The sequence below is a fragment of the Leifsonia sp. NPDC056824 genome (genome assembly GCF_042789575.1).
GTDB lineage: Bacteria > Actinomycetota > Actinomycetes > Actinomycetales > Microbacteriaceae > Leifsonia.
On sequence record NZ_JBHUAV010000004.1, the window covers coordinates 245,780 to 272,750 of the forward strand.

Below are 26,971 nucleotides of genomic sequence, written 5' to 3' on the forward strand. Positions count from 1 at the left end.
CTCCCCGGGGGGTTGCCGCGCGCCCGGCGGGGTTGGGTGGTGTCCCCCACTCTCCTTCCCCATTGGCTTTTGCCCCGCCGACAACCTCCCACGCCCCCACGAATCTGCGAAGGCTAGCGGAGCGCCGTCGTCGCCCGGTCGCGCGTGGTGAGGTCGCGGTGCGTCGCCGCCGCCCGCCAGCCGTCGGCGGTCAGCAGCTCGCGGATCGACGCGCCCTGCAGCTCGCCGTGCTCCAGCACCAGCGTCCCACCCGGGCGGAGCAGCCGCCGCGCGACGCCGGAGATGACGCGCACGACATCCAGCCCGTCGGCGCCGCCGTAGAGTGCTGCGGCCGGGTCGAAGAGGCGCACCTCGGGGTCGCGCGGGATCGCGTCGTCCGGCACATAGGGCGGGTTGGAGATGACGACGTCGACCGTGCCGTCGAGCTCCGGGAGGGCGTCGGCGAGGTCGCCGAGCACGGCCTGGAGGTTGGTCGCGCCCACCGACTCGACGTTGCGGCGCGTCCAGGCGAACGCCTCCGGGGACTTCTCCACCGCGTAGACGCGGGCGTGCGGGACCTCCGTCGCCATCGCGAGGGCGATCGCGCCGCTGCCCGTCCCGAGGTCGACACCCACCGGCTCCGCGGACGGCACCGCCCGGAGTGCGTCTATCGCGAACTGGACCACCTGCTCCGTCTCCGGCCGCGGCACGAACACGCCGGGGCCGACCGCGAGCTCCAGGGAGCGGAACGGCGCAGTACCGGTGATGTGCTGCAGCGGCTCCCGCGTGGCCCGGCGGGCGGTGAGCTCGCGCACCCGGAGGGCGTCGGCCGGGTCGATCGTGGCATCCATGACCACCAGCGCCTGCACCCGGCCGCGCCCGACGCCGAGCACGAAAGCGACGAGGAGGTCGGCGTCCACCTCCGGATCGGGCACCCCCGCCTGCGCGAGGGCGGCGACCGTCTCGTCGCGGAGGGAGCGGACAGTGGAGGGCGCGGCGTCAGACATGGCCCGACGAGCTTACCGTCACGGGCCGCCACCAGGGTCCTGGGCGGAATAGAGTGGAGGCCATGCCAGCACAGGTCTACGAGAACATCACCGAAACCATCGGACGCACTCCGCTCGTCAAGCTGAACAGGCTCGCCGCCGGCACCGGCGCGACCGTGCTGGCGAAGCTGGAGTTCTTCAACCCCGCCGCCAGCGTCAAGGACCGCATCGGCGTCGCCATCATCGACGCCGCCGAGAAGTCCGGCGAGCTGCGCCCGGGCGGCATCATCGTCGAAGGCACCAGCGGCAACACCGGCATCGCGCTCGCGATGGTCGGTGCGGCCCGCGGCTACAAGGTCATCCTCACCATGCCGGAGACCATGTCGAAGGAGCGCCGCGTGCTGCTGCGCGCGTTCGGCGCCGAGATCGTCCTCACCCCGGGCCCCGACGGGATGCGCGGGGCCGTCGAGGCCGCCAAGAAGATCGTCGCCGAGAACGACAACGCCATCTGGGCCCGCCAGTTCGCCAACGAGGCCAACCCCGCCATCCACCGCGCCACCACGGCCGAGGAGATCTGGGCGGACACCGACGGCGGCGTCGACATCTTCGTCTCCGGGATCGGCACCGGCGGCACCATCACCGGTGTCGGCCAGGTGCTCAAGCAGCGCAAGCCCGAGGTGCAGGTGATCGCGGTCGAGCCGGCGGACTCCCCCATCCTCAACGGCGGCAAGCCGGGCCCGCACAAGATCCAGGGCCTCGGCGCGAACTTCGTCCCCGAGATCCTGGACACCAGCATCTACGACGAGGTCATCGACGTGTCCTTCGACGACTCCATCACCGTAGCCAAGCAGCTCGCCAGCGAGGAAGGCATCCTCGCCGGCATCTCCTCCGGCGCGATCATCTGGGCTGCACTGGAGGTCGCCAAGCGACCGGAGAACGCGGGCAAGACCATCGTCGCGATCGTCTGCGACACCGGCGAACGCTACATCTCCACGGCCCTCTGGGCCGACCTGCTGGACTGACGGCGTGCCCCTGTTCCGCGCGCGCGAAGACATCCGCAACGCGCGCACGCACGACCCCGCCGCGCGCGGGGGCGCCGAAGTGGCGCTGGTCTACTCCGGCCTGCACGCCGTGTGGTCGTACCGCGTCGCCCACCGGCTCTGGCGGGCCGGCTTCCGTACGCCCGCACGGATGCTCTCTCAGTTCACGCGCTTCCTGACCGGCATCGAGATCCACCCGGGCGCCCGCATCGGCCGCCGCTTCTTCATCGACCACGGGATGGGCGTCGTCATCGGCGAGACCACCTGGATCGGCGACGACGTGATGCTGTACCACGGTGTGACCCTCGGCGGCCGCGGCAGCGGCCACGGCAAACGGCACCCGACCATCCACGACCACGTCACGGTCGGCGCCGGCGCCAAGGTGCTCGGCGCGATCGAGATCGGCACGCGCACCGTGATCGGCGCGAACGCGGTCGTCGTGCACGACGCCCCGCCGGACTCGGTGCTCACCGGCGTCCCCGCCCGCGCCCGTCCGCGCTCCGGCCACGAGCAGATCCCCGGCGACGACTGGCTCGACCCCGCCCTCTACATCTGAGTCCCAAGCCATCTCTTCCGGAGTTATGTACGCCCCGCATCGGCGTGTTGCGTACACAACTCCGGAAGAGATGGAGAGGTCAGTCGGAGGCGAGGTCGGCTAGGCGGGCCTCTTCGTCGGCGAGGATGTTCGACTCGATGCTAATGTGAGGCATCCTCGGGAACCAGACCCGGGGCGCATACGAAGAGGCTTTCGATGGCAGAGACGCCGCCTGCCGGTTGGTACCCGGACCCGAACGACCGCTCGCGGATCAGGTGGTGGGACGGCACCGCTTGGACCGCCGATGTCTCCGCGTATCCCGCCGGTGCCGTGTCGCAGGCCGCGGGTGGGGCGCCGGACGCCACTCGGACGCCGGCCTCCGAGAAGTCGACTGTCCCGAGCCTCAAGCGACCCGGCGTCTCGACCTGGATCGTCGGCGGACTCGCGGCGATGCTCAGCGTCGCCTATGGGATCGGCAGCGGCTTCGGCATGTTCCTCGTCGTGCTGTCACTCTTCGTCCTCCCGACGGCCATCGTGGCACTCGCCACCCACCGCCGGACCTGGCTGCGAATACCGCGCTCGAGCACCGTGCCGAAAGTCCTCGTCGCCGCCTCGGCGTTCTCGCTCGTGCTGGGGTCTGTCGTCGCCGATATCCCGCAGCCGTCGTCCGACTCCCACGCGACCGTGCACACTCCGGCGTCGGTTACGCTGGCGGACTACACCGGGGACGTCGCCACGAGCGCGTCGCAGAATCTTGCCGGTGCGGGCTTCAAGGTCCGCATGGTGACAGCGGACGGCAGCCCGGCGCCGGACGACTGGACGGGCTGGGTCGTCGTCGATGAAAGCCCGTCGGCCGGGGCCGTACTCGCCCACAACGCGACCGTGACCATCACCGTCCGTCCCGACTCGACGCCGACACCGATTCCGTCCGCGACACCCACACCGACCCCGACACCCACGCCGACTCCGACAGTGGTGCCCGCTCCAGCCCCGGCACCCGCTCCGGCGCCCGCTCCGGCGCCTGCTCCCGCACCTGCCCCCGCGCCGGCCCCTGCACCAGCCCAGCCGCCCGGTCTCCCTGGGCCGCTGGTCATCCCCGGAGCTTTCTGCGCCGACTCGCAGCAGGGCGTGGTGGGGCATTCAGCAGCAGGCCGGACCTACACCTGCGGCGGCAAAGGCCCCGACGCGAACGGCCACCTGCACTGGAACACCGACTGAGTGAGCAATCGTTTCCGGAGTTATGCACGCCTCGCATCGGCGTGTCGCGTGCACAACTCCGGAAGAGATGGAGCGGGAGGCGGGTCAGTCGGAGGCGAGGTCGGCTAGGCGGGCCTCTTCGTCGGCGAGGATGTTCGACTCGATGACGGGCTCCAGGGCGCCGTTCATCACCGAGTCGAGGTTGTACGCCTTGTAGCCGGTGCGGTGGTCGGCGATCCGGTTCTCCGGGAAGTTGTAGGTGCGGATGCGCTCCGACCGGTCCATCGTGCGGATCTGGCCCTTGCGGAATTCGGCCGCCTCGGCGTCCGCTTCCTCCTGCTGCTTCGCCAGCAGTCGTGCCCGGAGCACGCGCATCGCGGCCTCCCGGTTCTGCAGCTGACTCTTCTCGTTCTGCATCGACACCACGATGCCGGTCGGCACATGCGTGATCCGCACCGCCGAGTCGGTCGTGTTGACCGACTGTCCGCCGGGGCCGGAGGACCGGAAGACGTCGATCTTGAGGTCGTTCTGGTTGATGTCCACCTCTTCGGGCTCGTCGACCTCGGGGAAGACGAGCACGCCGGCGGCGGAGGTGTGGATGCGGCCCTGCGACTCGGTCGCCGGCACGCGCTGCACGCGGTGCACGCCGCCCTCGTACTTCAGGTGCGCCCATACGCCCTCGGCCGGGTCGCTCGACGACCCCTTGAAGGCGACCTGGACGTCCTTGATGCCGCCGAGGTCGCTGGAGGTCTGCTCGATGATCTCCGCCTTCCAGCGCTTCGAGTCCGCGTAGTGCAGGTACATGCGCAGGAGGTCGCCGGCGAAGAGCGCGGACTCGGCCCCGCCCTCCCCCATCTTGATCTCCATGATGACGTCGCGGCTGTCGTTGGGGTCCCGCGGGATCAGCAGTCGGCGCAGCTTCTCGCCGGACTCCTCCAGGCTCTGCTCCAGCCCGGGGATCTCCTCGGCGAACGCCTCGTCCTCCGCGGCCAGTTCGCGCGCGGCCTCGAGGTCGTCGGAGAGCTGCTTCCACTGGTTATACGAGGCGACGATGCGCGAGAGCTCCGCGTAGCGGCGGTTCACCTTCTTGGAGCGCACCGGGTCGCTGTGCAGCTCGGGGTCGGAGAGCTGCTGCTGGAGGTCGTCGTGCTCGGCGATGAGGCCGTTGACCGACTCGAACATGCGTGACTTCTTTCTGGAGGCGCCGGCGGGAAACGAGAAAGCGCCCGCCCACCGCGCACAGTGGCGCGGCGGACGGGCACTTCGTCAGCTAGCGGTGGTCGTTCTCGTGGCCGTGCGAGTGCGCGTTGCCGTGGCCGTTGGTCGGCGCGGGCATCGACTTCTGCACCTGCATGAGGAACTCGACGTTGCTCGAGGTCTCCTTGAGGCGGCCGAGCACGATCTCCAGGGCCTGCTGCTGGTCGACGCCGGCGAGGGCGCGACGCAGCTTCCAGGTGATCTTGACCTCGTCCTGGCCCATCAGCATCTCCTCGCGGCGGGTGCCGGAGGCGTTCACGTCGACGGCCGGGAAGATCCGCTTGTCGGCGAGCTGGCGGGACAGGCGGAGCTCCATGTTGCCGGTGCCCTTGAACTCCTCGAAGATCACCTCGTCCATCTTGGAGCCGGTCTCGACCAGCGCCGAGGCGAGGATGGTCAGCGAGCCGCCGTGCTCGATGTTGCGCGCGGCGCCGAAGAAGCGCTTCGGCGGGTACAGCGCGGAGGCGTCGACACCGCCGGACAGGATGCGACCGGAGGCCGGGGCCGTCAGGTTGTACGCACGGCCGAGGCGGGTGATCGAGTCGAGCAGCACGACCACGTCGTGGCCGAGCTCGACCAGGCGCTTGGCGCGCTCGATCGCGAGCTCCGCGACGGTGGTGTGGTCCTCGGCGGGACGGTCGAAGGTGGAGGCGATGACCTCGCCCTTCACCGTGCGCTGCATGTCAGTGACCTCTTCGGGACGCTCGTCCACCAGCACGACCATGAGGTGGACCTCGGGGTTGTTGGTGGTGATCGCGTTGGCGATCTGCTGCATCACGATGGTCTTGCCGGCCTTCGGCGGCGCGACGATGAGGCCGCGCTGGCCCTTGCCGATCGGGGCGACCAGGTCGATGATCCGCTGGGTGACCTTGCCGGGCTCGGTCTCGAGGCGCAGGCGCTCCTGCGGGTAGAGCGGGGTGAGCTTGCCGAACTCGACGCGGGTCGCGGCCTCCTCGACGGTCTGGCCGTTGATCGAGTCGACCTTCACCAGCGCGTTGTACTTCTGGCGGCTGTTGTTGTCGCCGTCGCGCGGCTGGCGGATGGCGCCGACCACGGCGTCGCCCTTGCGGAGGCTGTACTTCTTGACCTGGCCGAGCGAGACGTAGACGTCGCTGGCGCCGGGGAGGTAGCCCGTGGTGCGGACGAACGCGTAGTTGTCCAGCACGTCGAGGATGCCCGCGACGGGGATCAGCACGTCGTCGTCGGCGATCTCCGGCTCGAACTCGTCGCCGCCCACGCCGCCACGGCGCTTGCGGTTGCGGTCCCGGTAGCGGCCGGCGCGGTCGCCCTCGGCCTGCTGCTGCTCCTGCGGGCCGCGGTTCTGCTGACCGCGCTGCTGGCCGCCGTCGCCCTGGAGGTCCTTCGGCTGGTTCTGCTGACCCTGCTGACCGCCCTGCTGATTCTGCTGAGCGCCCTGCTGGTTCTGCTGGCCCTGGTCGTTCTGGGCGTTGCCCTTGTTGCGGTTGCGGTTGCGGCGGCTGCGGCCGGAGGGCTGCTGCTCGCCGCCCTGCTCGCCGGCGTCGCCCTGCTGCTCGCCGGCCTGCTCGCCACGGGCCTGGTCGCCACGACCCTGCTCGCCACGGGCCTGCTCGGTCTGCGCGGGAGCCTCGGCCGACTGCTCGTCGGTCTCCTGGCCCTGGCCGTTCTGCTGGCCCTGGCCGTTCTGGCCACGGCCGCGGCGACGGCGTCCGCCGCCCTGGCCGTCGCGCTGCGCCTGCTCGCGGGAGGCGAGCGCGGAGTCGAGCAGTGCGTCGACGTCCGGGATGAGCGACTCGACACCGGTCTCGCCGGTGTTGACGTGGGTGACGGCGCCGACGCTGGTCGACGGGGCGATGCCCGTGCCGTCCGGGCTGGAGACCCGGCGCGAACCGCGGCGACGCGGCTCGGCGGGCGCCTCGGCGAGCACGGCGTCGGCGGCGAAGGGCTCGCCTGCGAAGGGCTCGTCGGCCACAGGCTCGGCGATGAGCGGCTCGATGAGCACCTGGGAGGCCGCGGTCGCGTGGTCCGCCTGCTGCTCGGTCTCGGCCTGGGCCGTCTCGATCGAGACGGGCTCAGCCGCTTCCGGCTCGGCGGGCGCCTCGGTTCCGGCAGCCGCGGCGCGAGCCGCCGCGATCGCCGAGACCAGCTCGCCCTTGCGGAGCCGGGTCGCGCCCTGGAGGCCGAGCTCTGCGGCGAGAGCCTGAAGCTCCGCCACCTTGAGCGAGGTCAGGTCGCTGGTGTCCACGCCCCCGGCGTGGAGTTCGACATCAGTCACTGAAGAGGATTCCTTTCCCCCGGCGCGCACTCTGCGCGCCGCTGTGGAGCACTCGTCACATGAGCCTGCCTTACCGTGCTGCGTTCTGATCCGCGCTACGGTGCGCTCTGGGTCCCCGGATGCTCCGGAGATCCGAAAAGCGCAGGCAGGAGTGACGGCATGATTGCTAAGAGATCACCCGGAAGCTGGATTCGCTCGTGACGCGGGGTCTTCACGGGTGCACTCGGTAGTTTACCACCTCGCGTCACACGCTTCGGACGCTACGCCGCCGGTGTGTCCGCGTCGTCGGCGGCCACCGCGGTGACGGTCGCGCCCTTGAAGTCGACCGCGAGCATCAGCGGCTGCCAGGCCGTCTGCGCCTCGCGGGCGACGAGCTCCGCCGCGGCGAGCCGCTGGCCCGGGTCGCTGCAGAGCACCAGGATGGACGGTCCGGCTCCCGAGACCACGGCCGCGAATCCATTGGACCGCAGCAGCGTGATCAGCCGGTCGGTCTCCGGCATGGCCGAGGCGCGATAGCTCTGGTGGAGCTTGTCCTCGGTCGCCGCGTGCAGCAGCTCGGGGCTCTGGATGAGCGCAGCGACCAGCAGGGCCGAGCGCGACACGTTGAAGACGGCGTCCTCGTGGGGCACCGACTGCGGCTGGAGGCTTCGGGCGAGCGCCGTCGACATGACGTGCTCCGGCACGAACACGAGCGGCGAGACGCCGCGGTGCACGATCAGCTTCTTGAAGCGCGGGCCGTCCGGGGTGACCCAGGCGATCGTGAGGCCGCCGAAGAGCGCCGGTGCGACATTGTCGGGGTGGCCCTCCATGTCGTTGGCGAGCGCGAGCAGCGCCTGGGCGTCGAACTCGACGACGCCCTCCAGCAGTCCCTTGGCGGCCATGATGCCGGAGACGATCGCCGCCCCGGACGAGCCAAGGCCGCGGCCGTGCGGGATGCTGTTGCGCGCGAGGAGGTTCAGCCCGGGCAGCGCGACGCCGACGGACTCGAAGGTATGGGCGATCGCCCGCACGACGAGGTTGCTCTCGTCGGTCGGGACCTCCCCCGCGCCCACGCCGACGACCTCCACGGTCGCGCCCGGCTCGTCGCGCACGCTGACGCGCAGCTCGTCGTAGAGGGCGAGCGAGAGCCCGAGCGTGTCGAAGCCGGGACCGAGGTTGGCGCTCGTCGCCGGGACCTTGACCGCGACCGTGCGCCCGCGCAGGTCGGCGGCGCGCAGGGTCATGCGGACGCCCCGGCGGTCGGCACCAGCCCGAGCACGTCGGCGATGGCGTTCGTGTCGACCGGGACGATCGTGGGCGTGACGTCGGAGCCGTCGGCCGTGCGGAGGGCCCACTGCGGGTCCTTCAGGCCGTGGCCGGTGACGGTGAGCACGACGGTGGCGCCGGCCGGGATGACGCCGGCGGCCGCGCGCTCCAGGAGGCCGGCGACGCTGATCGCGCTCGCGGGCTCCACGAAGATGCCGACCTCGGCGGAGAGGATGCGGTGCGCCTCCAGGATGCCGGCGTCGTCGATCGCGCCGAAGTAGCCGTCGCTGTCGTCGCGCGCGTTGAGCGCGAGCTCCCACGACGCCGGGTTGCCGATGCGGATCGCGGTGGCGATGGTGTCCGGCTCCTTGACGGCGTGGCCGAGCACGATCGGGGCGCTGCCGGCGGCCTGGAAGCCGAACATCCGCGGGAGCTTGGTGGCCTCCCCGCGCTGCAGCTCCTCGGTGTAACCGCGGTGGTAGGCGGTGTAGTTTCCGGCGTTGCCGACCGGGACGATGTGGAAGTCCGGGGCGTCGCCCAGGACCTCGACGACCTCGAACGCGGCGGTCTTCTGGCCCTCGATGCGGTCGGGGTTCACCGAGTTGACCAGGTGCACCGGGTAGTTGGTGGCGAGGTCGCGGGCGATGTCGAGACAGTCGTCGAAGTTGCCCTGCACCTGCAGGAGCTGCGCGTTGTGCGCGATCGCCTGGCTGAGCTTGCCCATCGCGATCTTGCCCTCCGGCACCAGCACGACGGCCTGGATGCCGGCGTGCGTGGCGTACGCCGCCGCTGAGGCCGAGGTGTTGCCGGTGGAGGCGCAGATGACGGCCTTCGCGCCGTGCTCGACAGCCTTGGAGATGGCCATCGTCATGCCGCGGTCCTTGAACGACCCGGTCGGGTTCATTCCCTCGAACTTCACGAAGACGTTCGCACCGGTGCGCGCGGAGAGCGCCGGCGCGGGGAGCAGCGGCGTGCCGCCCTCGCCGAGCGTCACGATCGGAGTCGCCTCGGAGATGTTCAGGCGGTCCGCGTACTCGCGGAGCACGCCGCGCCACTGCCGGCTGTACGACTTCGGCCCATTCGACGACTGGGGCATTACGATCCTTCGACTCGGAGAACGGAAGAGACGGCGGTCACCACGTCGCTCGCGGCGAGCGCCTCCACGGTGGCCGCCAGCGCGGCCTCCTCGGCTTCGTGGGTGCCGATCACCAGGGTAGCGGTGGGCGCACCTGCGCCGTGAATCGGCGCATTACCCGGTATTACGACGGAGCTGGTCGTGCTCGGCACGGACTGCTGCACCGTCTCCACGCTCACCCCGCCGTCGCTCAGGATGTTGGCGACGGTGGCGAGCACGCCGGGCTGGTCCTCCACCGACAGAGTGATCTGGTAGCGGGTCACGACGCGGCCGACGTCGAGCACCGGCAGGCCCGCGTGCGTCGACTCCGCAACGCCCGGGCCGCCGACGACGTGCCGGCGGGCGGCGGACACCACGTCGCCGAGCACGGCGGAGGCCGTCTCCACGCCGCCGGCGCCCGCGCCGTAGAACATGAGGTCGCCCGCGGCTTCGGCCTGGACGAACACCGCGTTGTGCGCGCCGCGCACGGCGGCCAGCGGGTGCTCGCGGCTGATCAGCGCCGGGTAGACGCGGGCGGAGACGCCCTCCTCGCCGGTCTCCGGGTCGACCAGCCGCTCGCAGATCGCCAGCAGCTTGATGACCCAGCCGCCCGCGCGGGCCGCCTCGACCTGCGCGCGCGTGATCGAGGTGATGCCCTCGCGGTAGACCTGCTCCAGCGGCACGGTGGTGTGGAAGGCGAGGCTGGCGAGGATCGCGGCCTTCTGGGCTGCGTCGTAGCCGCCGATGTCGGCGGTCGGGTCGGCCTCCGCGTAGCCGCGCTCGGTGGCGGTGGCGAGCGCGTCGGCGAGGGTCTCCCCCGTCGCGTCCATCCGGTCGAGGATGAAGTTGGTCGTGCCGTTGACGATGCCGAGGATGCGCGACACCGTGTCGCCGGCGAGGCTGTCGCGCAGCGGCCGGATGATCGGGATGGCGCCGGCGACGGCCGCCTCGTAGTAGAGCTGTGCGCCGACCTGCTCCGCGGCCTCGAACAGCTCGGGACCGTGCGTGGCGAGCAGCGCCTTGTTGGCCGTGATGACGTCGGCGCCGGAGTTCAGCGCCTCCAGCACGTAGCCGCGCGCCGGCTCGACGCCGCCCATCAGCTCCACGACGATGTCGGCGCCGAGGATGAGCGAGGTGGCGTCGGTGGTGAACAGCTCTTTCGGGAGGTCGACGTCGCGCGGCGCGTTCACGTCGCGCACGGCGATGCCGACGAGCTCCAGCCGCGCGCCGACGCGCGAGGCGAACTCGTCGCCCTGCTCCAGCAGCAGCCGCGCCACCTGGGAGCCGACGGAGCCGGCGCCCAGCAGCGCGACCCGGAGGTTACGGTATTCGATCATCGGCGGGTGCTCCCGTCTTCGTACGCGGCGTCGCGTGCCAGCAGGTCCGCCTCGGTCTCGCCGCGCACGATGACGCGGGCCGCGCCGTCCTTCACGGCGACGACCGGCGGGCGGCCGAGGTAGTTGTAGTTGCTGGCCAACGACCAGCAGTAGGCGCCCGTCGCGGGCACGGCCAGGAGGTCGCCCGGGGCGACGTCGCCGGGCAGGTACTCGGCGTCCACCACGATGTCGCCGCTCTCGCAGTGCTTGCCGGCGACCCGCACGAGCGCGGGCGCGGCGGCGGACTCCCGGCCGGCGATCCTGGCGGAGTAGTCGGCGCCATAGAGGGCGGGGCGGGCGTTGTCGCTCATCCCGCCGTCCACGCTCACGTAGCGGCGGACCGCGGTCTCGCCGTCGTCCTGGGCGGCGACCGTGACGTCCTTGGTCGTTCCGACCGTGTAGAGGGTGAGTCCGGCGGTGCCGATGATCGACCGGCCCGGCTCGAACGCGACGGCGGGGATCGGGATGTCGAGGTCCTCGCAGCCGGCCGCGACGGTCTCCGCGATGCTGCGGGCGAGAGTCTCGATCGGCGCCGGGTCGTCCACTGCGGTGTACGCGATGCCGAAGCCGCCGCCGAGGTTCAGCTCGGGGACGTCGCCGCCGGCGAGCAGCTCCTTGTGCACGGCGAGCAGGCGGGCGGCGGACTCCGCGAAGCCGTCCGCCCCGAAGATCTGCGAGCCGATGTGGCAGTGCAGGCCGAGGAAGGCCAGCCCGGCGTGCGAGCGGATGCGCGCGACGGCGTCCGCGGCATCGGCCAGGGCGATGCCGAACTTCTGGTCCTCGTGCGCGGTGGCCAGGAAGGCGTGCGTGTGCGCGTGCACGCCGCTGTTCACCCGCAGCCGGACGCGCTGGACGACGCCGTGCCGCTCGGCGGCCTCCGCGACGCGCTCGATCTCCTGGAGGCTGTCGATGATGATCGCGCCGACGCCCGTCGCCACGGCGCGGTCGATCTCGGCGAGCGACTTGTTGTTGCCGTGGAACCCGAGCCGCTCGGCCGGGACTCCTGCGGCGAGGGCGACCGCCAGCTCGCCTCCCGAGCAGACGTCGATGTTGAGTCCGGCCTCCGTCATCCAGCGCGCGACCTCGATCGAGAGGAACGCCTTGCCCGCGTAGTAGACCCGGGCGGCGGAGTCGACCTCGGCGAACGCGCGCTGCAGCGCCGACCGGACCTCGACGGCGCGCTCGCGCGCCTCGGCCTCGTCGACGACGTAGAGCGGAGTGCCGAAACGCTCGGCGAGCTCGGCGACCGGGACGCCGCCGACGACGATCGCGCCCTCCTCACGGTGGACGGTGCGCGACCAGAGACCGGGGACCAGCGCGTTCGCGTCGGCCGGCTCCCTCAGCCACGGAGGTGCGAGCGGATTCGATGCCATGGGGACAACCTCACGAGTACGGGAAATCACGAGTGGGGTTCTCTCTGGCGAGCGGACCCGGATTGGCCCCTGAAGCCGGTGGAGAAGTGCACAAAGTCTATCGAGCGGCAAGGCGCGGCTTCGCCGTGTTACGGGCGTTCACCCGCACCCTACGAGCAACTCCCCTTGCTGTGCAGGAACTTCTCATCCATCACGAAGTTCGACGCGGTCAGCGTGACCGCGGCTCGATTGGGTGTGACATGGATGTCGCTCACCTGCACGCCGGCCGGGAGGTACTGCGCGGCGCACAGCGGGAACGGGCCGCTCGCCGTCAGCGCCTGGATCAGCTTGGTGATGCTCACGTTGCCCGACCCCGCGGAGACCGTGGCCTTGCCCGGGGTGAGCAGGACGGTGGTCCCGTTCGCCTTGGCGGTCGCGCTCACGGTGTAGTCGACGGGGAGACCGAGCAGGTCGATGCTTCCGTCGTAGCCGAGCACGCCGTCGCCGAGCGTGATGTCGCCCTTCGCGCCGGGGATCGTGACGAGCTTGTTGAGCGAGTCCTGCGAGATGGTCAGCGTGCCCGTGGCCGACTGGATCGGCTTGCTCAGGTCGGACGGCACCCCGGTGGCGTGGATGGCCGCGCTCAGCGGGGCGCCGTTGACGGTGGCGTGCGGCGCCACCAGGTCCACGTCCGAGAAGCTGCCCTCGAGGAACTGCGCGAGCACGGAGAACCCGCCGATGTGCACGGTGACGTCGGCCTTCACCGAGGACGGGAGGTTCTTCTCGATCTCGGCCGCGACCCGCTGCTCCGCGACCGCGCGCGTTACCGCGTCGGCGACCACGAGCAGGAGGACGACGACCACGACCGCTATCACGATCCGCAGCAGCGTTCTCAGCGGACGCCGGCGGCCCCGGCGCGCGGCCGGACCTCCCGTCGGCGGCTGTGCGCCGGGCAGGGCCTCGGTGGACTGATCGCGCTGATCGCTCATGCCGTCACATCCGCTCCGGGGCGGACACCCCCACCAGCGCGAGGCCGTTGCGGACGACCTGGCCGGTCGCGTCGTTCAGCCACAGGCGGGTGCGGTGGGCGTCGGTGACCGGCTCGTCGCCGTGCGGGAGCACGCGGGTGGAGCCGTCGCGCACGGCGTACCAGGCGTGGTAGAGCCCGGCGAGCTCCTCGACGTAGCGGGCGACGCGGTGCGGCTCGCGCAGCTCCGCCGCCTGGGCGACGACGCGCGGGAACTCCTGGAGGCCGCCGAGCAGCGCGCTCTCGGTCTCGTGGGTGAGCAGTTCCGGCTTGAAGACGGTGCGGTCGACGCCGGACTTGGCCGCGTTCGCCGCCACCGAGCGGGTGCGGGCGTGCGCGTACTGCACGTAGTAGACGGGGTTCTCGTTGCTGCGCTTGGTGAGCAGGTCGAGGTCGATGTCGAGCTGCGAGTCCGTGGAGGAGCGCACCAGCGAGTAGCGCGCGGCGTCCACGCCGACGACGTCGACCAGGTCGTCGAGCGTGACGATGGTGCCTGCCCGCTTGGACATCTTGACCGGCTCGCCGTCCTTCATCAGGTTGACCATCTGGCCGATCAGGATCTGGAGGTTGACGTGCGGCTCGTCGCCGAAGGCCTCCACCATCGCCATCAGCCGGCCGATGTAGCCGTGGTGGTCGGCGCCGAGCATGATGATGTTCTGCTCGAAGCCGCGCTCGCGCTTGTCGAGGTAGTAGCCGAGGTCGCCGGAGATGTAGGCGGGCTCGCCGTTCGAGCGCACGATGACGCGGTCGCGGTCGTCGCCGAAGGTCGTGGTGCGCAGCCAGATCGCGCCGTCCGCCTCGAAGATGTGGCCGAGCTCGTCCAGCCGCTCGATCGCGCGCTCGACGGCTCCCGACTCGTGCAGGGAGTCCTCGTGGAAGTACACGTCGAAGTCGACGCCGAACGCGTGCAGCCGGTCCTTGATCTCCTGGAACATCAGCTCGGTGCCGACGCTGCGGAAGACCTCCTGCTGCTGCTCGCGCGGCAGGGCGGCCAGGTCGCCGACCTCCGGGTCGGCCGCGGCGCGGGTCGCGACCTCGGCCGCGATCTCGCCGATGTAGCCGCCGCCGTAGCCGTCCTCCGGCGTCGCCTCGCCGAGGTAGGCGGCGAGCAGGCTGCGCGCGAAACGGTCGATCTGGGAGCCGTGGTCGTTGAAGTAGTACTCGCGCGTCACGTCGGCGCCCTCGGCCTGCAGGATGCGGGCGAGGCTGTCGCCGACGGCCGCCCAGCGCGCGCCGCCCAGGTGGATGGGGCCGGTCGGGTTCGCGGAGACGAACTCCAGGTTCACCAGGAGGCCGTCGTAGAGGTCGCCGCGGCCGTACGCCTCGCCGGCCTCCAGGATGGTCTGGGCGAGCTTGCCCGCGGCCGCGGCCTCCAGGCGGAAGTTGATGAAGCCGGGGCCGGCGACCTCGGCGGACGAGACGCCCTCGATGCCGGCCGCGCCCTCGGCGATCTCGCCGGCGAGCTCGCGCGGGTTCGCGCCGAGCCGCTTGGCGAGCCGCATCGCGACGTTGGACGACCAGTCGCCGTGCTCGCGGTTCTTCGGGCGCTCCAGCGGGATGTCCTCCGCGGTGATCGTGAGCTCCGGGATGCTCCCGTCGGCCTCGCGTCGGCGGCTCACCACGGTCGTCACGATGGCGAGCAGAGCGGCGGAGAGGTCAGCGGGAGTCATGAAGAACTAGTCTAATGGCGCTCCAAGGCAACCCGTTCCCGCTCTTGATAGGGTGCGATGCGACACGCACCGGGACGACACGGAAGACGCACAACCGCATGCAGCAGCACACAGCACGGACCCTCGCCGCCCTCGCGATCGCCGTCGCCGCCGTCACGCTCGTGGGCTGCACGCCCGCCGCGAAGCCGAACGCCGCCGCGACCTCGTCGGCGCACGCCGGCGGCTCGAAGGCCGACCCCGCCGCGACCGCCACGCCGACCCCGACCCCGACGCTGCCGCCGACGCCGGTCACGCTGACCTGCGCGCAGGTGCTCACCGCCGACCAGCTCTACGCCTACAACCCCAACTTCGCGACCGACCCGGGCTACGCGCCTACCGACGGGACGCTGGAGAAGCAGATCGCGGACTGGAAGGGCGTGACCTGCGCCTGGAAGAACCAGACCAGCGGCGACGTGGTCCAGATCGCGGTGGCGATCCCGCCGGCGGACAAGCTCGAAGGGCTCAAGAACACTGCCATCACCGTGGCCCAGCCGGTCCCCACGTATGGCACGCCGCCGCAGGTGGAGGGCTACTTCAAGCCGGGAACCGCCGGCCAGGTGCAGATCTTCCGCGGCAAATACTGGGTGGTCGCCGAGTCGACCGCGTTCTTCGAGCCGGGCGACGCCGCGCCGCTGATGCAGAGCGTGCTGGGCAACATCCCGGCGAGCTGAGCCGGGCCCGCGCTGGACGGTCGCGGCGCGAAAGGATGCTAGCCTGGACGGGCACTCCTGGCCCCCATAGCTCAGGGGATAGAGCGTCTGCCTCCGGAGCAGAAGGCCGTAGGTTCAAATCCTACTGGGGGCACCGAAAATACGATGGTCCAATCGTGGCCACATGAAGGGACGCCGGTTTCGCCGGTGGCAGCCCGTTCCAGGTTCGGCAAAGCCCGAGTTCAATGACGGCATTTTTCTCGCCGCACAGTCGCAGATAGTGACAGCGTGCCTGTTCTTCCTCCGCCAGATACGCCACATGGTCATTTGGCCTTTGTTGGAAAGCATCTTCAATCGGAACGCTGAGGCAATTCTGGCGAGAAGTCAGGGGCCTCAAAGCGTTCTTCATGTAAGGCAGCCAATTCGCTATTGCTTAACTCCTATGGCCGTGATTTTATATGTTTTCTAATCACGGTTTGTTTCTTAGTCCATCGTTTATCTCCCTCATGACCACGCATCGAACGTTGCGACTAAGGCATCCACACGAGTGGTGAAGAGGTTCCATGAGAGCACGTAAGTGGCTTCCGGTAGCGGTGGCTTTGGCGATCGTAGGCACGATTCTCTCTCCGAGCGCGGGCAACGCTCAGGGTGAGGATGAAGGAAGCACACAGGTGCCGGAGGGCGCCGCTCACAGCCTGGGTGAGACGACCCCCGATGTTGTCGATCCAGTCGTCCCCGAGGATGCGCGGGCAAGTGACCTCGGAAAGGATTGGACCGCGAGCGAGGACCGTATGGTTTCCGCCACCGGGAGCGCGCTCGGCTACTCGATCCTGGTCGCCGAGGCCGCGCACGGATACGACTGGAAGAACCTCGTCACCCTGTCGTCACCCGGGGTCGAGACCGACCGCTGGGTGGGGAACATGTGCCTGACCGCGGACGGGTCGAAGGCGGCAGTTGTGTACGCGCCGCGCGCGGCTACCAACGATACGGGCCAGATGCTGCAGGGCGCGTTTGGCGCGATTGTCGACACCACGACAGGCGACGTGACTGATCTAGGGCGCAAGTACACGCTGGCGTACTTCAATCCCGGTTGCGGAACGAACAATACGATCGTGATGACCGCGTTCTCGGAGGCTGGGGGAACCCGGTTGATGCCTTTCGACGCCACCACTGGCACGGCTGGGGCCGAGATTACCCTGGATAGGCACATCACCTCCGCGACCGCGGACAGCGTAGGTCTCGTCGGTGCGGTACCAGGAGAAGTGGTCCGGATCGAAAGTACTGGATCCACGAGCACGTTGACGAACACGACGGGTGTTTCTCACCGGTTGCAGCCGACCGCGGATGGCGGTTTGGTCGTTGTCGATCACGACACGAAGTCCTCGCGAGTTCGCTATGTCGCCCCCGGTGCCACGGCTAACCAGGCCACGGAACTGGCGACGGGAGACCTGGCCGAAGTCGGCGTCACACGCGACACGAGGGGAAAGCTCTACCTGACCGGAAAGCCGAAGAAGAAGACGCGCGACTTCGGCGCGGTCTTGTCAGACCAGGCGGTCCCCGCGAATTCCGAGGTCTCATCGATGGGTGAACTGGCCGTGACGTCGATCTATGCCTTCGAGACAGAGCGAGCAAAGAGCCCGGGCGAACTCAAGCCTCTTGTCGATGTCGAAGGGCAGAGTTTGAAGACCAGCAAGAAGCTGCACTTCACGGTTCCGATCGCGTCTGGCGCAGCGGACGCAGACGCGGCAGCGCCAGAGGTTCCTTCGCCAAGGACACGCGGTCTCCCGTCATCCGGCTCGTTGACTGATCCAGTGGAGGCCGAGCGGTCGTGTTCCGTACCGCGCAATGACCCGAAGAATCAGGTGTTGCAGCCGAAGCCGCGCCAGGTCGAATGGGCCGTCGATGAAGCTGTCTCTGGTGGTCTAACGTTCACACGCGACAAGAACTGGAAAAACCTCGGCATAGGGTCCTACTCGCCTCAGGGACTCTTCCCGAAGCCCGCACTGATCGGTGGCGGTTCTGTGCCAGCCCAGGTCGTGCTCGGGGTCCTCGCCCAAGAGTCGAACCTGTGGCAAGCCTCCAGATATACGACGCCGGGTGTGACCGGGAACCCACTGATCGGCAACTTCTACGGTAACGACAGCACCAGCAGCAGCGACGACAAGTTTTTCACAGTGAACTGGGCTGACGCGGACTGCGGGTACGGGGTCGGGCAGATCACCGACGGGATGCGGCTTGCCGGTAAGGAGAAGCCGGGCGAGACCGCATATCCGTATCAGACGCAACGGGCCATTGCCCTGGACTACACCGTCAATGTTGCTGCAGCAGTGAAGATGCTCAGCGACAAGTGGAACCAGGTCACCAAGGCCGGGATGAAAATCAACAACGGCGACCCAGAGCGGCTCGAGAACTGGTTCTATGCACTCTGGGCGTACAACACCGGCTTTTATCAGAAAGGGTCTGACAGCAGCGGAAACTGGGGTGTCGGATGGTTCAACAATCCGATCAACCCTACGTACAATCCGGCACGCGGACCGTTCCTCGATCGCAGCCCAGCGGACGCGGCGAACCCGCAGCGTTGGCCTTACCCGGAGAAAGCCCTGGGATTCGCTGCGCACTCGCTGGAACTGCAGGAGGATGCGAACAACGTTGTCCCTGGTTTCCGCACAGCTTGGTGGCCCGGAACCGACGGCGCCAGTGGCGTCGTGAACCGCGCGAATGTCAAGCCTCCGCTCGGGTTGTTCTGCGACACCAGCAATAAGTGCAATCCAAAAACGACCGGTGCCTGCCCGGATGACAACTCCAACTGCTGGTACCACAACAGTGCGACCTGGAAAAAGAATTGCGATGAAACCTGCGGATACGAATTCATCCGCTTTGACCCGGGAGAGTATGCCGAGCAGGCGGACGCGAACAGCTTCCCGCCCAACTGCGGAGCGACCGGCCTGCCCTCCGGCTCCCTCATCGTTGACAACCTTCCGAGCGGCACCTCCGCCGTTCGGGGCGGCTGCAGCCCGGTTGCCAGCAAGGGCAGCTTCCAGTTCGCCTTCAACCAGGGACCGAACGGGACGGTTCCCGCGAAAATGGACCTCCACCAACTCGGTGGCGGCTTCAACGGCCAGTTCTACTTCTCCCACAACTACGATGAGGGCTACCTGAACAACCGGATGAAGATTACTGGGACCTGGACCCTGGGCCAATCTCTGAAGCAGTGGACCCGTGTATTCGTCCATATGCCTGACCACGGCGCATGGACGCAACAGGCCGCTTATCTGGTGGACACCGGCAACGGTGTCAAGCAGCGAGTCGTTCTGCAACGCCACTTCGCGAATACATGGGTTTCGCTTGGCGTGTTCAACATCGCGGGGACTCCCAAGGTAACCCTCGACAACACCCCCATCACCACCGCCGGGGAGCCGATTCAGGATCGGGCGGCGCCCCGTGACGCGGAAACCGGTGTGGCCGCCGACTATAACAACAACAACGGCGTCATCGACATCGCCTGGGACGCCGTCGCATTCCAGCCGTTGCCGGGGAAGCCGAAAGACATCGTGGTGGCGATGGGTGACTCATTCTCCTCAGGAGAGGGCGCATCGGACTTGAACGGCGCCAACTACTACCGGAGCACGGATCACGGCGGCAACAAAGACAGCATGAGTTCTGACACAATGAACGCTTGCCACCGCTCCGCCGAAGCGTGGGCACGCAAAGCAACGCTACCCGGCGCCTCAAAGAGCAACGGCGCCCGCAGCGATACCTGGGACAACACTCTCGACTTCCAATTCATCGCCTGCTCCGGGGCCGAGTCGGAGAACCTGCTCCCGTACTACACGGTTCCCGATAGCCAGCGACCAGTCAACGCAATCGGGCAGTCCGGTGAGAAGGGCCAATGGGGTGAGGTGAGCCAGCTCGACACGGGATTCTTGGATGAGAACACCACCCTCGTCACTCTCTCGATCGGCGGGAACGACATCGGGTTCAAGAACGTCATCACGACCTGTCTGAGCACGCTCTGGGCCTGCGAGTACGTCAAGGACGCCAGTAAGCCCGGGAAGACCCTCAGCCAGGCAACGAAGCAGCGCACAACCGTCGAACTCCCGACCTCGCTGGACACAATCCTGCGGGAGATTCGGAAGAAAGCCCCCAGCGCGCAAATCATGCTCATGGGCTACCCCAATCTGTTCGAGAATCGTGGGCTCGAGAACATCGTCCCCTGCACGTTCGCAGGCGGACTCGGTGGCTGGCTCAGTGACATGTCCGGAGATCTCAACAAGTCCCTCGCGGATGCAGTAGCCAAATCGAACCTACAAAACCCCACACAACCGCCAGCCCGGTTCGCCAACCCTGTCTCCGACTTCTCCGGAAAGGCGCTCTGCACCAACGGAACCGCGATCAACACGCTCACCTTCACCCTCTCTCCCGGTGATTACGGCGCATATTTCGAGCTCGGCGTCCCCGGAGGCCCCAACTTCGGCATGGGACCTTCCGCGCAATCCGTCCACCCGAATCAGCTCGGAACTGACCTCTACGCCAATGCCATGAACCGAACACTCCGAGAAAAATAGGCGGTGCGGTGGGACGCGCAGGCCACTCGGGCTTCTCGTCCGACCTACGCCGGCTGAGTCTCGCGCAATCGAAAGCGAGCATGAAAAGAACGCCGATTCGCACGTTCACCCTGCTGAGCGCCACTGTTTTGCTGGTCCTGAGCGGCTGTGCGCGCCCGACATTCGAAGGGAAAGTCGGTGGCCAAATCCTGAGAGAGTTCAACAACTTTGCAGACGAAATCCGCAGGAACGCCGCCGAGGCGTATGCGAAAGGGATCCCGCTCACCGAAGACTATCTCCGCGACAAGCGTCCGATCACGGTCATTCTGGACCTCACGCAAGCCGCACCGGAAGCGCTGTCCTCAACGGACGCCGTATCCAGTGGAAGCGTGCTCTACGCGGTCGCTACTGACGAAAAAGGTCAGACCGGGACCAGCAGCTTTTACACTGACGCCGGAACAAACCTGAACGGATTCGCCCACGCGGAAGCACATCTCTTCGCGTGTGCGGACATTACCGTCACCTACGAAGCCAAACCACGCACGACCATGGCCAACGGCGCCTGCCCTGCGCCAATGCAACAAACCATTCTTAGTCAGCAATACAGCCTGATCAACGCAGTCACGGGTGAGGTAGAACAGCGGCCGCCACGGCGCTGAATGGATCGCCTTTTTCGCCTCAGCTCCCGCGCAACCAGGCATCGGCGCTCGCCATGATCGCCGCGGTCCGGGGGGGGGACAAAGACTACTCCTCCCGCGTGATCCGAGCGCATCTGGGTCACCCACCGTGCAGCTGTGATCCTCAACATTGTCGTCGCCTGAACCAGACATTTGCCAGCCACGCGCTAGCTCTCCATACGCGGGGCCCCGAAGGCCGCGCTGATGCGGAACGCGGCCTCGAGCAGCGGAGCAATCAGGACGTCGACGGGCCCGTGCGGCATGTCGTTGGTGAGGCCGGAGAGCGAGATGCCGCCGCTCGGGGTTCTCTCCGTCGTCCTTCGCCAAGCGCGGGGCGCGCACGAAATCGAGGTGGGTGAGCAGGGTGTCCGGGTCGGTGATCGAGCGGGCTGTCACCGAGGAGAGGCCGGTCGTTCGGGCGAGCGAGCGCACCTGCGCCGGCAGGAGACACGCCAACAGGGCGTTGCCGACCGCCGTGGTGCGCAGCGGGACGGTCTTGTCGACGCGGGATTTCATTCCATAGGCGCCAGGCCCGTCCAGCTTGGTCAGCGCCGGCACCGTCCTCCAGATCATCCCGTTCGGCTACTCGGTCATTTGCGACGACCGAGCGCAGCCGTGGGGACAGGGGCTCGCCCTGGAGGCGATCGCCTCGGTCAGTGAGGGGTGAGCGTTGAGGGGATAACGCGCAACGACGGCGAAGCCCTCTCCGACCGGAGAGGGCTTCGCCGTTCGCACTGGACGATCAGCCGCCCACCGCATCCCGCAGCGCGAACACCGCGGGAGGCAACGGCGCCGCGAACAGCGCCGTTCCCGCGCAGGCGCTCCCGCCGGCCGGCGGGCTCTCGCAGCGGGAGGTCACGGCCCACACGGAGCCGAGCCCGGATGACTGCACGTCCTTCAGCCAGGGGCCTCCGCTGGCGCCGTGGGTGAAACCGCATGCGGCCCTGGCGTCGGGGGCGTAGCTGTTCACGCGGGTGGTGGAGACATCGCAGCGCTGCGCGGTCTGCCCGGTGTAGGGCGCGAGCACGGGGTAGCCCCAGACCTGCACCTTCGCCTGGGCCTGCCCGGCCCCCGCCACGACGGCGTTGCCGCCCACCCGGTTCGCGAGCTGCTGCCCTCCGCTGGCGGCGAGCCGGACGAAGGCGTAGTCGTGGTCCCACTTCTTGTTCTGCGTCCACTCGGCCGGGGCGCCGACCGCCGTGCCCGTCCAGTAGCCGTGCGCGGACGGGCCGTTGTTCCAGCCGGGGGCGAACAGGAAGTTCGTGTAGTACGCGTTGCCCGGGCCGCCGGGGTGCACGCAGTGCGCGGCGGTGATGAGCAGGTTCTTCGTCGCACTGTCTACGACGGAGGCGGTGCAGGAGGTGTCACCGGTCGGGGTTCGGAGGAACAGCCTCCCGATGGTGTGGTTGGCGGGCGTGATCGTTCCCCAGACCAGCGTCCGATCGCCCGCACGAGCCGCCGATCCGTCGTCGGCCAGGAGCCCGTCCGCCGGGAGCCCGTCCGCCGGGAGCCCGTCCGCCGGGAGCTGGTCGGCCGGGAGCTCGTCCGCCGCCGCCGCCCGCAGCCTCGCCTCCGACCAGTACCCCTGCGGATCGATCACCGGCTCCGCCGCCGTGGCGGGCACGAGACCTCCCGCCGTCAGCGCGGCCGCCGCCGCGATCGCGGCCAGTCCTCGAGTGAGCGTGCGCATCCTGTTCCCCCTTCCCGCCCCTGCGTCCCCGCCGGACGCGACTGGGGAGCGGTCGTGTCCTTCGACGCTAGGGCGGGGAGGCGGCGGGCCGCGTCGGCCCGGGGAGGGTGGCTGCTCGGCCGCTACTCGGCGTCGAGGTCGGTCTCCAGCAGGACGACGAGCTCGTCCAATGCGACCTCCGCGCCAGGGGCGTCCGACTTCAGGGTGACCACGGTGCCCTTGCTCGCGGCGAGCCCCATCAGGGAGAGGATGCTGCCCGCGTTGAGGTCGGGGCCGTCGCCGGCGGCGATCGTCACCGGGATGCCCTTCTCCTGGACGGCTTTCACGAACAGCTTGGCGGGGCGGGCGTGCAGCCCGGAGGAGCTGGCGACGGTGGCGGTGCGCTGGGTCATGGTTCTCTTCTTCTCTGGTCGTGGGTGGTGACGGGGTGGGGGCCGCTGTGCCGGTCAGGCCGCGACGGTGGCGGGGACGGGCTGCTCGGCCTCCGCCGCGGCACGGGTAACAATGCGGGGCGCCGCGAAGCGCTTCAGACCGACCACGAGGAAGGCCGTGACGAGCGTTCCGGCCGCGAGTGCGAGGAGGAAGCCCCAGACCGGGTCGATCGCGAAGAAGACGAAGATCCCGCCGTGAGGAGCGCGCGACCCCACCCCGAAGGCCATCGCCAGCGCTCCGGCGACGGCGCCGCCGGCGAGGTTCGCCGGGATCACCCGCAGCGGGTCGGCGGCTGCGAACGGGATGGCGCCCTCCGAGATGAACGACAGTCCAAGCAGCCAGGCGGCCGCCCCGTTCTCGCGCTCCACCTCGGTGAAGCCGCGGCGGTAGAGCACCGTGGAGGCCAGCGCCATCCCGAGCGGCGGCACCATGCCGGCGACCATGACCGCGGCCATGATGTGGAAGCTGGCGTCGGTCTGCGCGGCGAGGCCGGCGACCGCGAAGGCGTAGGCCACCTTGTTGACCGGGCCGCCCAGGTCGAAGCACATCATCAGGCCGAGGATGACGCCGAGGAAGATGGCGCCGGCGCCGGAGAGGCCGTTCAGGAAGGCGGTGAGCTGGGTCATCAGCCACGCGATCGGCGCGCCCAGGATCAGCAGCATCAGGCCGGAGGCGATGATCGAGGCGCCGAGCGGGATGATCACCACCGGCATCAGGCCGCGCAGCCAGCGCGGCACGGCGGGGCGGCCGATCAGCCACGCGGCGTAACCGGCGAGGAGGCCGCCGATCAGGCCGCCGAGGAAACCGGCGTTCATGAAGACCGCGATGGCGCCGGCGACGAACCCGGGTGCGATGCCCGGCCGGTCGGCGATCGCGAAGGCGATGTAGCCGGCCAGCGCCGGGACGAGGAAGCCGAGGCTCACGCTGCCGATCTCGAACGCGATCGCGCCGAGGTAGTAGCCGAGGCCTTCGGGTGGGAGGTTCCAGATCGCGAAGTGCGTCAGCGTGTAGACGGCGTTGTTCATCCCGGAGGTGCCGTGCGCGAGCGCGATGCCGTAGCCGCCGAGGAACGGCAGGAAGCTGATCGCGATGAGCAGGCCGCCGCCGGCGACGAACGGGATCATGTAGCTGACGCCGGTGAGCAGGATGCGCTTGAGGTTCGCGCCCCAGGAGAGGTTCGTCGCCGCCGACGCGGCGGAGGAGCCGCCGGACGCGGTGACGCGGGCGCCGTTCGGGTCGGCCGCCACGGCGACCGCCTCGGCGATGAGCTGGTCGGGCTGCTCGATGCCGCGCTTGACGGTGGAGCGCACGACGGGCTTGCCGGCGAAGCGGGCCTCCTCGCGCACATCCACGTCGTTGGCGAAGATCACCGCGTCGGCGTCGTCGATGATGCTCTGCGGGATGGCCTGGTAGCCGCTGGAGCCCTGCGGCTCGACGGTCAGGGCGACGCCGTTCTTGGTGCCGGCGGCGGTGAGGGCGTCGGCGGCCATGAAGGTGTGGGCGATGCCGGTCGCGCACGAGGTGACGGCGACGATGCGGGCGCGGCGGCCGTCGATGCGGAGGGCGGCGTCGGCCTCGGGTGCGGAGTCGGTGGATGCCGCCGCCGGCTTTGTCGCGGCGGTCGCCGCGCCCTCTCCGATGGCCTCGTCCACGAGCGCCACGACGTCCTCCGGGGTCTTCGCGGCCCGCAGTCCCGAGGTGAACTCCTCGGTCATCAGGCTGCGCGCGAGCTTCGAGAGGACGGCGAGGTGGGCCTCGGCCGCGTCCGCCGGAGCGGCGATCAGGAAGACGAGGTCGGCGGGGCCGTCCGGTGCGCCGAAGTCCACGCCGGGCTCCAGCCGCGCGAACGCGAGCGTCGGCACGGTTACGGACGGGCTCTTGGCGTGCGGGATGGCGATGCCGCCCGGCAGGCCGGTCTCGTCCTTCAGCTCGCGGGCCCAGGCGTCCGCGTAGAGCGCGTCGGCGTCGGTGGCACGGCCTTCGGCGACGACGCGCGCGGCGAGTGCGCGGATGACGTCGCTCTTGTCGCCGGCGACGCTGTCGAGGCTGACGAGTGCGGGGGTGATTGTCTTCAGTGACACGGTGTCCTCCAGGTCGGGGGATGAACTCCGGGGAGATGGATTCCGGGGGGTTCGGGTTCGGGTTCGGGTTCAGGGATGGAGTGCGGCGACCCTGAGGTCGCCGATGGGCAGGTCGGCCGGTCGGGGCGCCTGGGTGCCGGGCAGCGAGGCCGCGGCCGAGCCGTAGCGGATCGCGTGAACGAGCCGCTCGGAAGGGGTGGCGCCCGCGACGTCGGCCAGCAGGAAGCCGGCCAGCGCGCTGTCGCCTGCGCCGACAGTGCTCCGCACGCGGATGCGCGGGGCGTCGGCCACGAAGCCGCCGTCGGCGGTCACGAGGACGGAGCCGAGGGCGCCGAGCGTGACCAGCGCGGCGCCGGCCTGCTCGGGGACGAGCGTGCGGGCGACGGCGAGGACCGCCTCCGGGAGCTCGCCGGACTCGCCGAGCTCTCCGGACGTGAATGGGGAGCCGGTGAGCTCGGCGAGCTCGTCCTCGTTGGGCTTGATGAGGTCGGGGTGGCCGTCGAATACCGCGGCCCGCAGGGCCTCCCCCGACGTGTCCACCGCGATCAGCGGGGCGGCGTCCGCCCAGCGCTCGCGCACGGCGCGGATGACGGTCACGTAGAAGTCGTCGCCCGCGCCGGGCGGCAGCGAGCCGGCGAGCACCAGCCAGCTGGCGCCGGCGCAGGCCTCGACCACGGCCTCCACCAGCGCGGCGGCGTCGGCGGTGTTGAGGGCGGCGCCGGGCAGGTTCAGCTTGGTCGTGGTGCCTGCGGGGTCGGTGATGGTGAGGTTGGCGCGCGCGTGGCCGTGGATGGCGACCGTTCGGACGGGCACGGCGGCGGATTGGAGCACGATACCGAACGGGTCGTCGGCGGCGAGGGGGAGCACCGCGAGCGCCGGCACCCCGGAGGCCGCGACGACGCGTGCCACGTTGATCCCCTTGCCGCCGGCGTCCTCGCGCGACGACGCCGCGGACTGGACCTCGCCGGGGCGCAGCGGCGCGCTCAGCGTGACGGCCCGGTCGAGGGACGGGTTGGCGGTCAGGGTGACGATCATGCCTGCACGACCTCCACGCCGGAGGCGGCGAGCGCATCGGCGAGCTCACCGTCGGGTGCGCGGTCGGTCACCAGCACGTCCACCGCGTCGAGCGGCGCGAACGAGACCAGGGACTCCTGCTGGAACTTGGTGGAGTCCGCGACGACGACGACGCGGCGGGCGGCCCGGACGATGGCCTCCTTGACGGCGGCCTCCTCCGGGTCGGGCGTGCTGAGGCCGAAGCCCGCGGAGACGCCGTTGACTCCGACGAACACGATGTCGGGCCGCAACGACTGGATGGAGCGGACCGTCGCCGCGCCGACCGCCGCCGCGGTGACCCCGCGGATGCGGCCGCCGACGACGGTGAGGGCCACGCGATCGGCCGCCGCGAGGGCGGGAGCGAGGGTGAGCGAGTGGGTGACGACCTCCGCCTCTCCCCCGGTGGCGGACAGCCGGGCGGGCAGGAGCTGGGCGACAGCCGCGGTCGTGGTGCCCGCGTCGAGGTAGAGGGAGCCGCGGAAGCCGTCGCCGAGGACGTCGAGGGCGCGGGCGGCGATGCGCTGCTTGGTGTCGGCGCGGAGGCCGGTGCGCTCGAAGACGGAGGCCTCCGCGGTGCTCACGCGCTCCAGGGCGACGGCGCCGCCGTGCACGCGGCGCAGCGCACCGGCGGTCTCCAGGGCGTCGAGGTCGCGGCGCACGGTCTCGGTGGTCACCCCGAACCGCTCGGCGAGCCCGACCACGGCGACGCGACCCTCCTCGAGCAGCAGCCGCTCGATCAGCTCTTGACGCTCCGTTGCATACACGCGAGACCT

21 protein-coding genes, 1 tRNA gene and 1 pseudogene are annotated in these 26,971 nt (G+C 69.6%); 8 read left to right on the plus strand and 15 right to left on the minus strand.

Translation table 11 applies throughout. The features are described from left to right. Positions 1-113: 113 nt before the first annotated feature. Positions 114-986: a peptide chain release factor N(5)-glutamine methyltransferase gene (gene prmC / locus ACFRFH_RS16490; protein ID WP_382464073.1), complete on the minus strand. Its 873-nt coding sequence runs from the start codon at positions 984-986 to the stop codon at positions 114-116. Positions 987-1,048: 62 nt separating this feature from the next. Here prmC and cysK point away from each other — a divergent pair, with 62 nt between their 5' ends. The 3 genes from cysK to ACFRFH_RS16505 all read left to right on the plus strand — a co-directional run bounded on the left by cysK (position 1,049) and on the right by ACFRFH_RS16505 (position 3,758). Beyond that, positions 1,049-1,987, plus strand: a complete 939-nt coding sequence (cysK, locus tag ACFRFH_RS16495; protein WP_382464074.1) for a cysteine synthase A — start codon at positions 1,049-1,051, stop codon at positions 1,985-1,987. Between the two features lie 4 nt (positions 1,988-1,991). Beyond that, entirely contained in the window at positions 1,992-2,561 is a 570-nt protein-coding gene (gene epsC / locus ACFRFH_RS16500) for a serine O-acetyltransferase EpsC (RefSeq protein WP_382464075.1), read from the plus strand. A 195-nt stretch (positions 2,562-2,756) separates the two neighbouring features. Continuing rightward, positions 2,757-3,758, plus strand: a complete 1,002-nt coding sequence (locus tag ACFRFH_RS16505; RefSeq protein WP_382464076.1) for a DUF2510 domain-containing protein — start codon at positions 2,757-2,759, stop codon at positions 3,756-3,758. A gap of 84 nt (positions 3,759-3,842) precedes the next feature. Here ACFRFH_RS16505 and prfA read toward each other — a convergent pair whose 3' ends face one another. From prfA to argS, 8 genes are all read right to left on the minus strand, one after another. After that, positions 3,843-4,919 (minus strand): peptide chain release factor 1, encoded by a 1,077-nt coding sequence (gene prfA, locus ACFRFH_RS16510; protein ID WP_382464077.1) that lies wholly within the window; start codon positions 4,917-4,919, stop codon positions 3,843-3,845. Between the two features lie 88 nt (positions 4,920-5,007). Then, positions 5,008-7,248, minus strand: coding sequence for a transcription termination factor Rho (gene rho, locus ACFRFH_RS16515; protein ID WP_382464078.1), 2,241 nt, complete (start codon positions 7,246-7,248; stop codon positions 5,008-5,010). Between the two features lie 260 nt (positions 7,249-7,508). Then, positions 7,509-8,471 carry a homoserine kinase gene (gene thrB / locus ACFRFH_RS16520; RefSeq protein WP_382464079.1) on the minus strand — a complete coding sequence of 321 codons (963 nt, stop codon included), beginning with the start codon at positions 8,469-8,471 and terminating at the stop codon, positions 7,509-7,511. Next, entirely contained in the window at positions 8,468-9,589 is a 1,122-nt protein-coding gene (gene thrC, locus ACFRFH_RS16525; protein WP_382464080.1) for a threonine synthase, read from the minus strand. Before thrC ends, thrB begins: the two co-directional genes overlap by 4 nt. Beyond that, positions 9,589-10,944 (minus strand): homoserine dehydrogenase, encoded by a 1,356-nt coding sequence (locus tag ACFRFH_RS16530; protein ID WP_382464081.1) that lies wholly within the window; start codon positions 10,942-10,944, stop codon positions 9,589-9,591. Before ACFRFH_RS16530 ends, thrC begins: the two co-directional genes overlap by 1 nt. Next, positions 10,941-12,356 (minus strand): diaminopimelate decarboxylase, encoded by a 1,416-nt coding sequence (gene lysA, locus ACFRFH_RS16535; RefSeq protein ID WP_382464082.1) that lies wholly within the window; start codon positions 12,354-12,356, stop codon positions 10,941-10,943. The genes ACFRFH_RS16530 and lysA overlap by 4 nt, the downstream gene beginning before the upstream one ends. A 149-nt stretch (positions 12,357-12,505) precedes the next feature. Next, positions 12,506-13,324 carry a DUF2993 domain-containing protein gene (locus ACFRFH_RS16540; RefSeq protein ID WP_382464083.1) on the minus strand — a complete coding sequence of 273 codons (819 nt, stop codon included), beginning with the start codon at positions 13,322-13,324 and terminating at the stop codon, positions 12,506-12,508. A 4-nt stretch (positions 13,325-13,328) separates the two neighbouring features. After that, positions 13,329-15,032, minus strand: coding sequence for an arginine--tRNA ligase (gene argS / locus ACFRFH_RS16545; protein WP_382464084.1), 1,704 nt, complete (start codon positions 15,030-15,032; stop codon positions 13,329-13,331). Positions 15,033-15,130: 98 nt separating this feature from the next. Between argS and ACFRFH_RS16550 the strand changes: the two genes are divergently transcribed. The 4 genes from ACFRFH_RS16550 (at position 15,131) to ACFRFH_RS16565 (ending at position 20,924) form a co-directional block, all read left to right on the plus strand. Beyond that, positions 15,131-15,742: an iron ABC transporter ATP-binding protein gene (locus ACFRFH_RS16550; protein ID WP_382464085.1), complete on the plus strand. Its 612-nt coding sequence runs from the start codon at positions 15,131-15,133 to the stop codon at positions 15,740-15,742. Positions 15,743-15,802: 60 nt separating this feature from the next. Further along, a tRNA-Arg gene (locus ACFRFH_RS16555) sits at positions 15,803-15,875 on the plus strand. 409 nt (positions 15,876-16,284) lie between these two features. Continuing rightward, positions 16,285-20,286 (plus strand): hypothetical protein, encoded by a 4,002-nt coding sequence (locus ACFRFH_RS16560; RefSeq protein WP_382464086.1) that lies wholly within the window; start codon positions 16,285-16,287, stop codon positions 20,284-20,286. 80 nt (positions 20,287-20,366) lie between these two features. Continuing rightward, positions 20,367-20,924: a hypothetical protein gene (locus ACFRFH_RS16565; RefSeq protein ID WP_382464181.1), complete on the plus strand. Its 558-nt coding sequence runs from the start codon at positions 20,367-20,369 to the stop codon at positions 20,922-20,924. Positions 20,925-21,257: 333 nt separating this feature from the next. Here the strand turns inward: ACFRFH_RS16565 and ACFRFH_RS16570 are convergent. After that, a pseudogene (locus ACFRFH_RS16570) lies at positions 21,258-21,515 on the minus strand (IclR family transcriptional regulator C-terminal domain-containing protein); the annotation flags it as partial. Here ACFRFH_RS16570 and ACFRFH_RS16575 point away from each other — a divergent pair. After that, positions 21,484-21,609, plus strand: a complete 126-nt coding sequence (locus tag ACFRFH_RS16575; RefSeq protein ID WP_382464182.1) for a hypothetical protein — start codon at positions 21,484-21,486, stop codon at positions 21,607-21,609. The pseudogene ACFRFH_RS16570 and the gene ACFRFH_RS16575 sit on opposite strands and share 32 nt — an antisense overlap. A 75-nt stretch (positions 21,610-21,684) precedes the next feature. Here the strand turns inward: ACFRFH_RS16575 and ACFRFH_RS16580 are convergent, their stop codons facing one another. From ACFRFH_RS16580 to ACFRFH_RS16600, 5 genes are all read right to left on the minus strand, one after another. Further along, complete coding sequence (locus tag ACFRFH_RS16580; protein WP_382464087.1) at positions 21,685-22,632, minus strand: trypsin-like serine peptidase; 948 nt, start codon at positions 22,630-22,632, stop codon at positions 21,685-21,687. 122 nt (positions 22,633-22,754) lie between these two features. Then, positions 22,755-23,024 carry an HPr family phosphocarrier protein gene (locus ACFRFH_RS16585; RefSeq protein ID WP_382464088.1) on the minus strand — a complete coding sequence of 90 codons (270 nt, stop codon included), beginning with the start codon at positions 23,022-23,024 and terminating at the stop codon, positions 22,755-22,757. Between the two features lie 54 nt (positions 23,025-23,078). Then, positions 23,079-25,145, minus strand: a complete 2,067-nt coding sequence (locus ACFRFH_RS16590; RefSeq protein WP_382464089.1) for a fructose-specific PTS transporter subunit EIIC — start codon at positions 25,143-25,145, stop codon at positions 23,079-23,081. A gap of 69 nt (positions 25,146-25,214) precedes the next feature. Then, entirely contained in the window at positions 25,215-26,180 is a 966-nt protein-coding gene (locus ACFRFH_RS16595; RefSeq protein WP_382464090.1) for a 1-phosphofructokinase, read from the minus strand. After that, positions 26,177-26,962, minus strand: a complete 786-nt coding sequence (locus tag ACFRFH_RS16600) for a DeoR/GlpR family DNA-binding transcription regulator (RefSeq protein WP_382464091.1) — start codon at positions 26,960-26,962, stop codon at positions 26,177-26,179. Before ACFRFH_RS16600 ends, ACFRFH_RS16595 begins: the two co-directional genes overlap by 4 nt. Between the last annotated feature and the right edge of the window lie 9 nt (positions 26,963-26,971).

Excerpts from the sequence above, each read along its gene's own strand:
- prmC (WP_382464073.1), bottom strand. The coding sequence starts at position 986 with ATGTCTGACGCCGCGCCCTCCACTGTCCGCTCCCTCCGCGACGAGACG.
- cysK (WP_382464074.1), top strand. The coding sequence starts at position 1,049 with ATGCCAGCACAGGTCTACGAGAACATCACCGAAACCATCGGACGCACT.
- ACFRFH_RS16505 (WP_382464076.1), top strand. The coding sequence starts at position 2,757 with ATGGCAGAGACGCCGCCTGCCGGTTGGTACCCGGACCCGAACGACCGC.
- prfA (WP_382464077.1), bottom strand. The coding sequence starts at position 4,919 with ATGTTCGAGTCGGTCAACGGCCTCATCGCCGAGCACGACGACCTCCAG.
- thrB (WP_382464079.1), bottom strand. The coding sequence starts at position 8,471 with ATGACCCTGCGCGCCGCCGACCTGCGCGGGCGCACGGTCGCGGTCAAG.
- thrC (WP_382464080.1), bottom strand. The coding sequence starts at position 9,589 with ATGCCCCAGTCGTCGAATGGGCCGAAGTCGTACAGCCGGCAGTGGCGC.
- ACFRFH_RS16530 (WP_382464081.1), bottom strand. The coding sequence starts at position 10,944 with ATGATCGAATACCGTAACCTCCGGGTCGCGCTGCTGGGCGCCGGCTCC.
- lysA (WP_382464082.1), bottom strand. The coding sequence starts at position 12,356 with ATGGCATCGAATCCGCTCGCACCTCCGTGGCTGAGGGAGCCGGCCGAC.
- ACFRFH_RS16540 (WP_382464083.1), bottom strand. The coding sequence starts at position 13,324 with ATGAGCGATCAGCGCGATCAGTCCACCGAGGCCCTGCCCGGCGCACAG.
- argS (WP_382464084.1), bottom strand. The coding sequence starts at position 15,032 with ATGACTCCCGCTGACCTCTCCGCCGCTCTGCTCGCCATCGTGACGACC.
- ACFRFH_RS16550 (WP_382464085.1), top strand. The coding sequence starts at position 15,131 with ATGCAGCAGCACACAGCACGGACCCTCGCCGCCCTCGCGATCGCCGTC.
- ACFRFH_RS16560 (WP_382464086.1), top strand. The coding sequence starts at position 16,285 with ATGAGAGCACGTAAGTGGCTTCCGGTAGCGGTGGCTTTGGCGATCGTA.
- ACFRFH_RS16565 (WP_382464181.1), top strand. The coding sequence starts at position 20,367 with ATGAAAAGAACGCCGATTCGCACGTTCACCCTGCTGAGCGCCACTGTT.
- ACFRFH_RS16580 (WP_382464087.1), bottom strand. The coding sequence starts at position 22,632 with ATGCGCACGCTCACTCGAGGACTGGCCGCGATCGCGGCGGCGGCCGCG.
- ACFRFH_RS16585 (WP_382464088.1), bottom strand. The coding sequence starts at position 23,024 with ATGACCCAGCGCACCGCCACCGTCGCCAGCTCCTCCGGGCTGCACGCC.
- ACFRFH_RS16595 (WP_382464090.1), bottom strand. The coding sequence starts at position 26,180 with ATGATCGTCACCCTGACCGCCAACCCGTCCCTCGACCGGGCCGTCACG.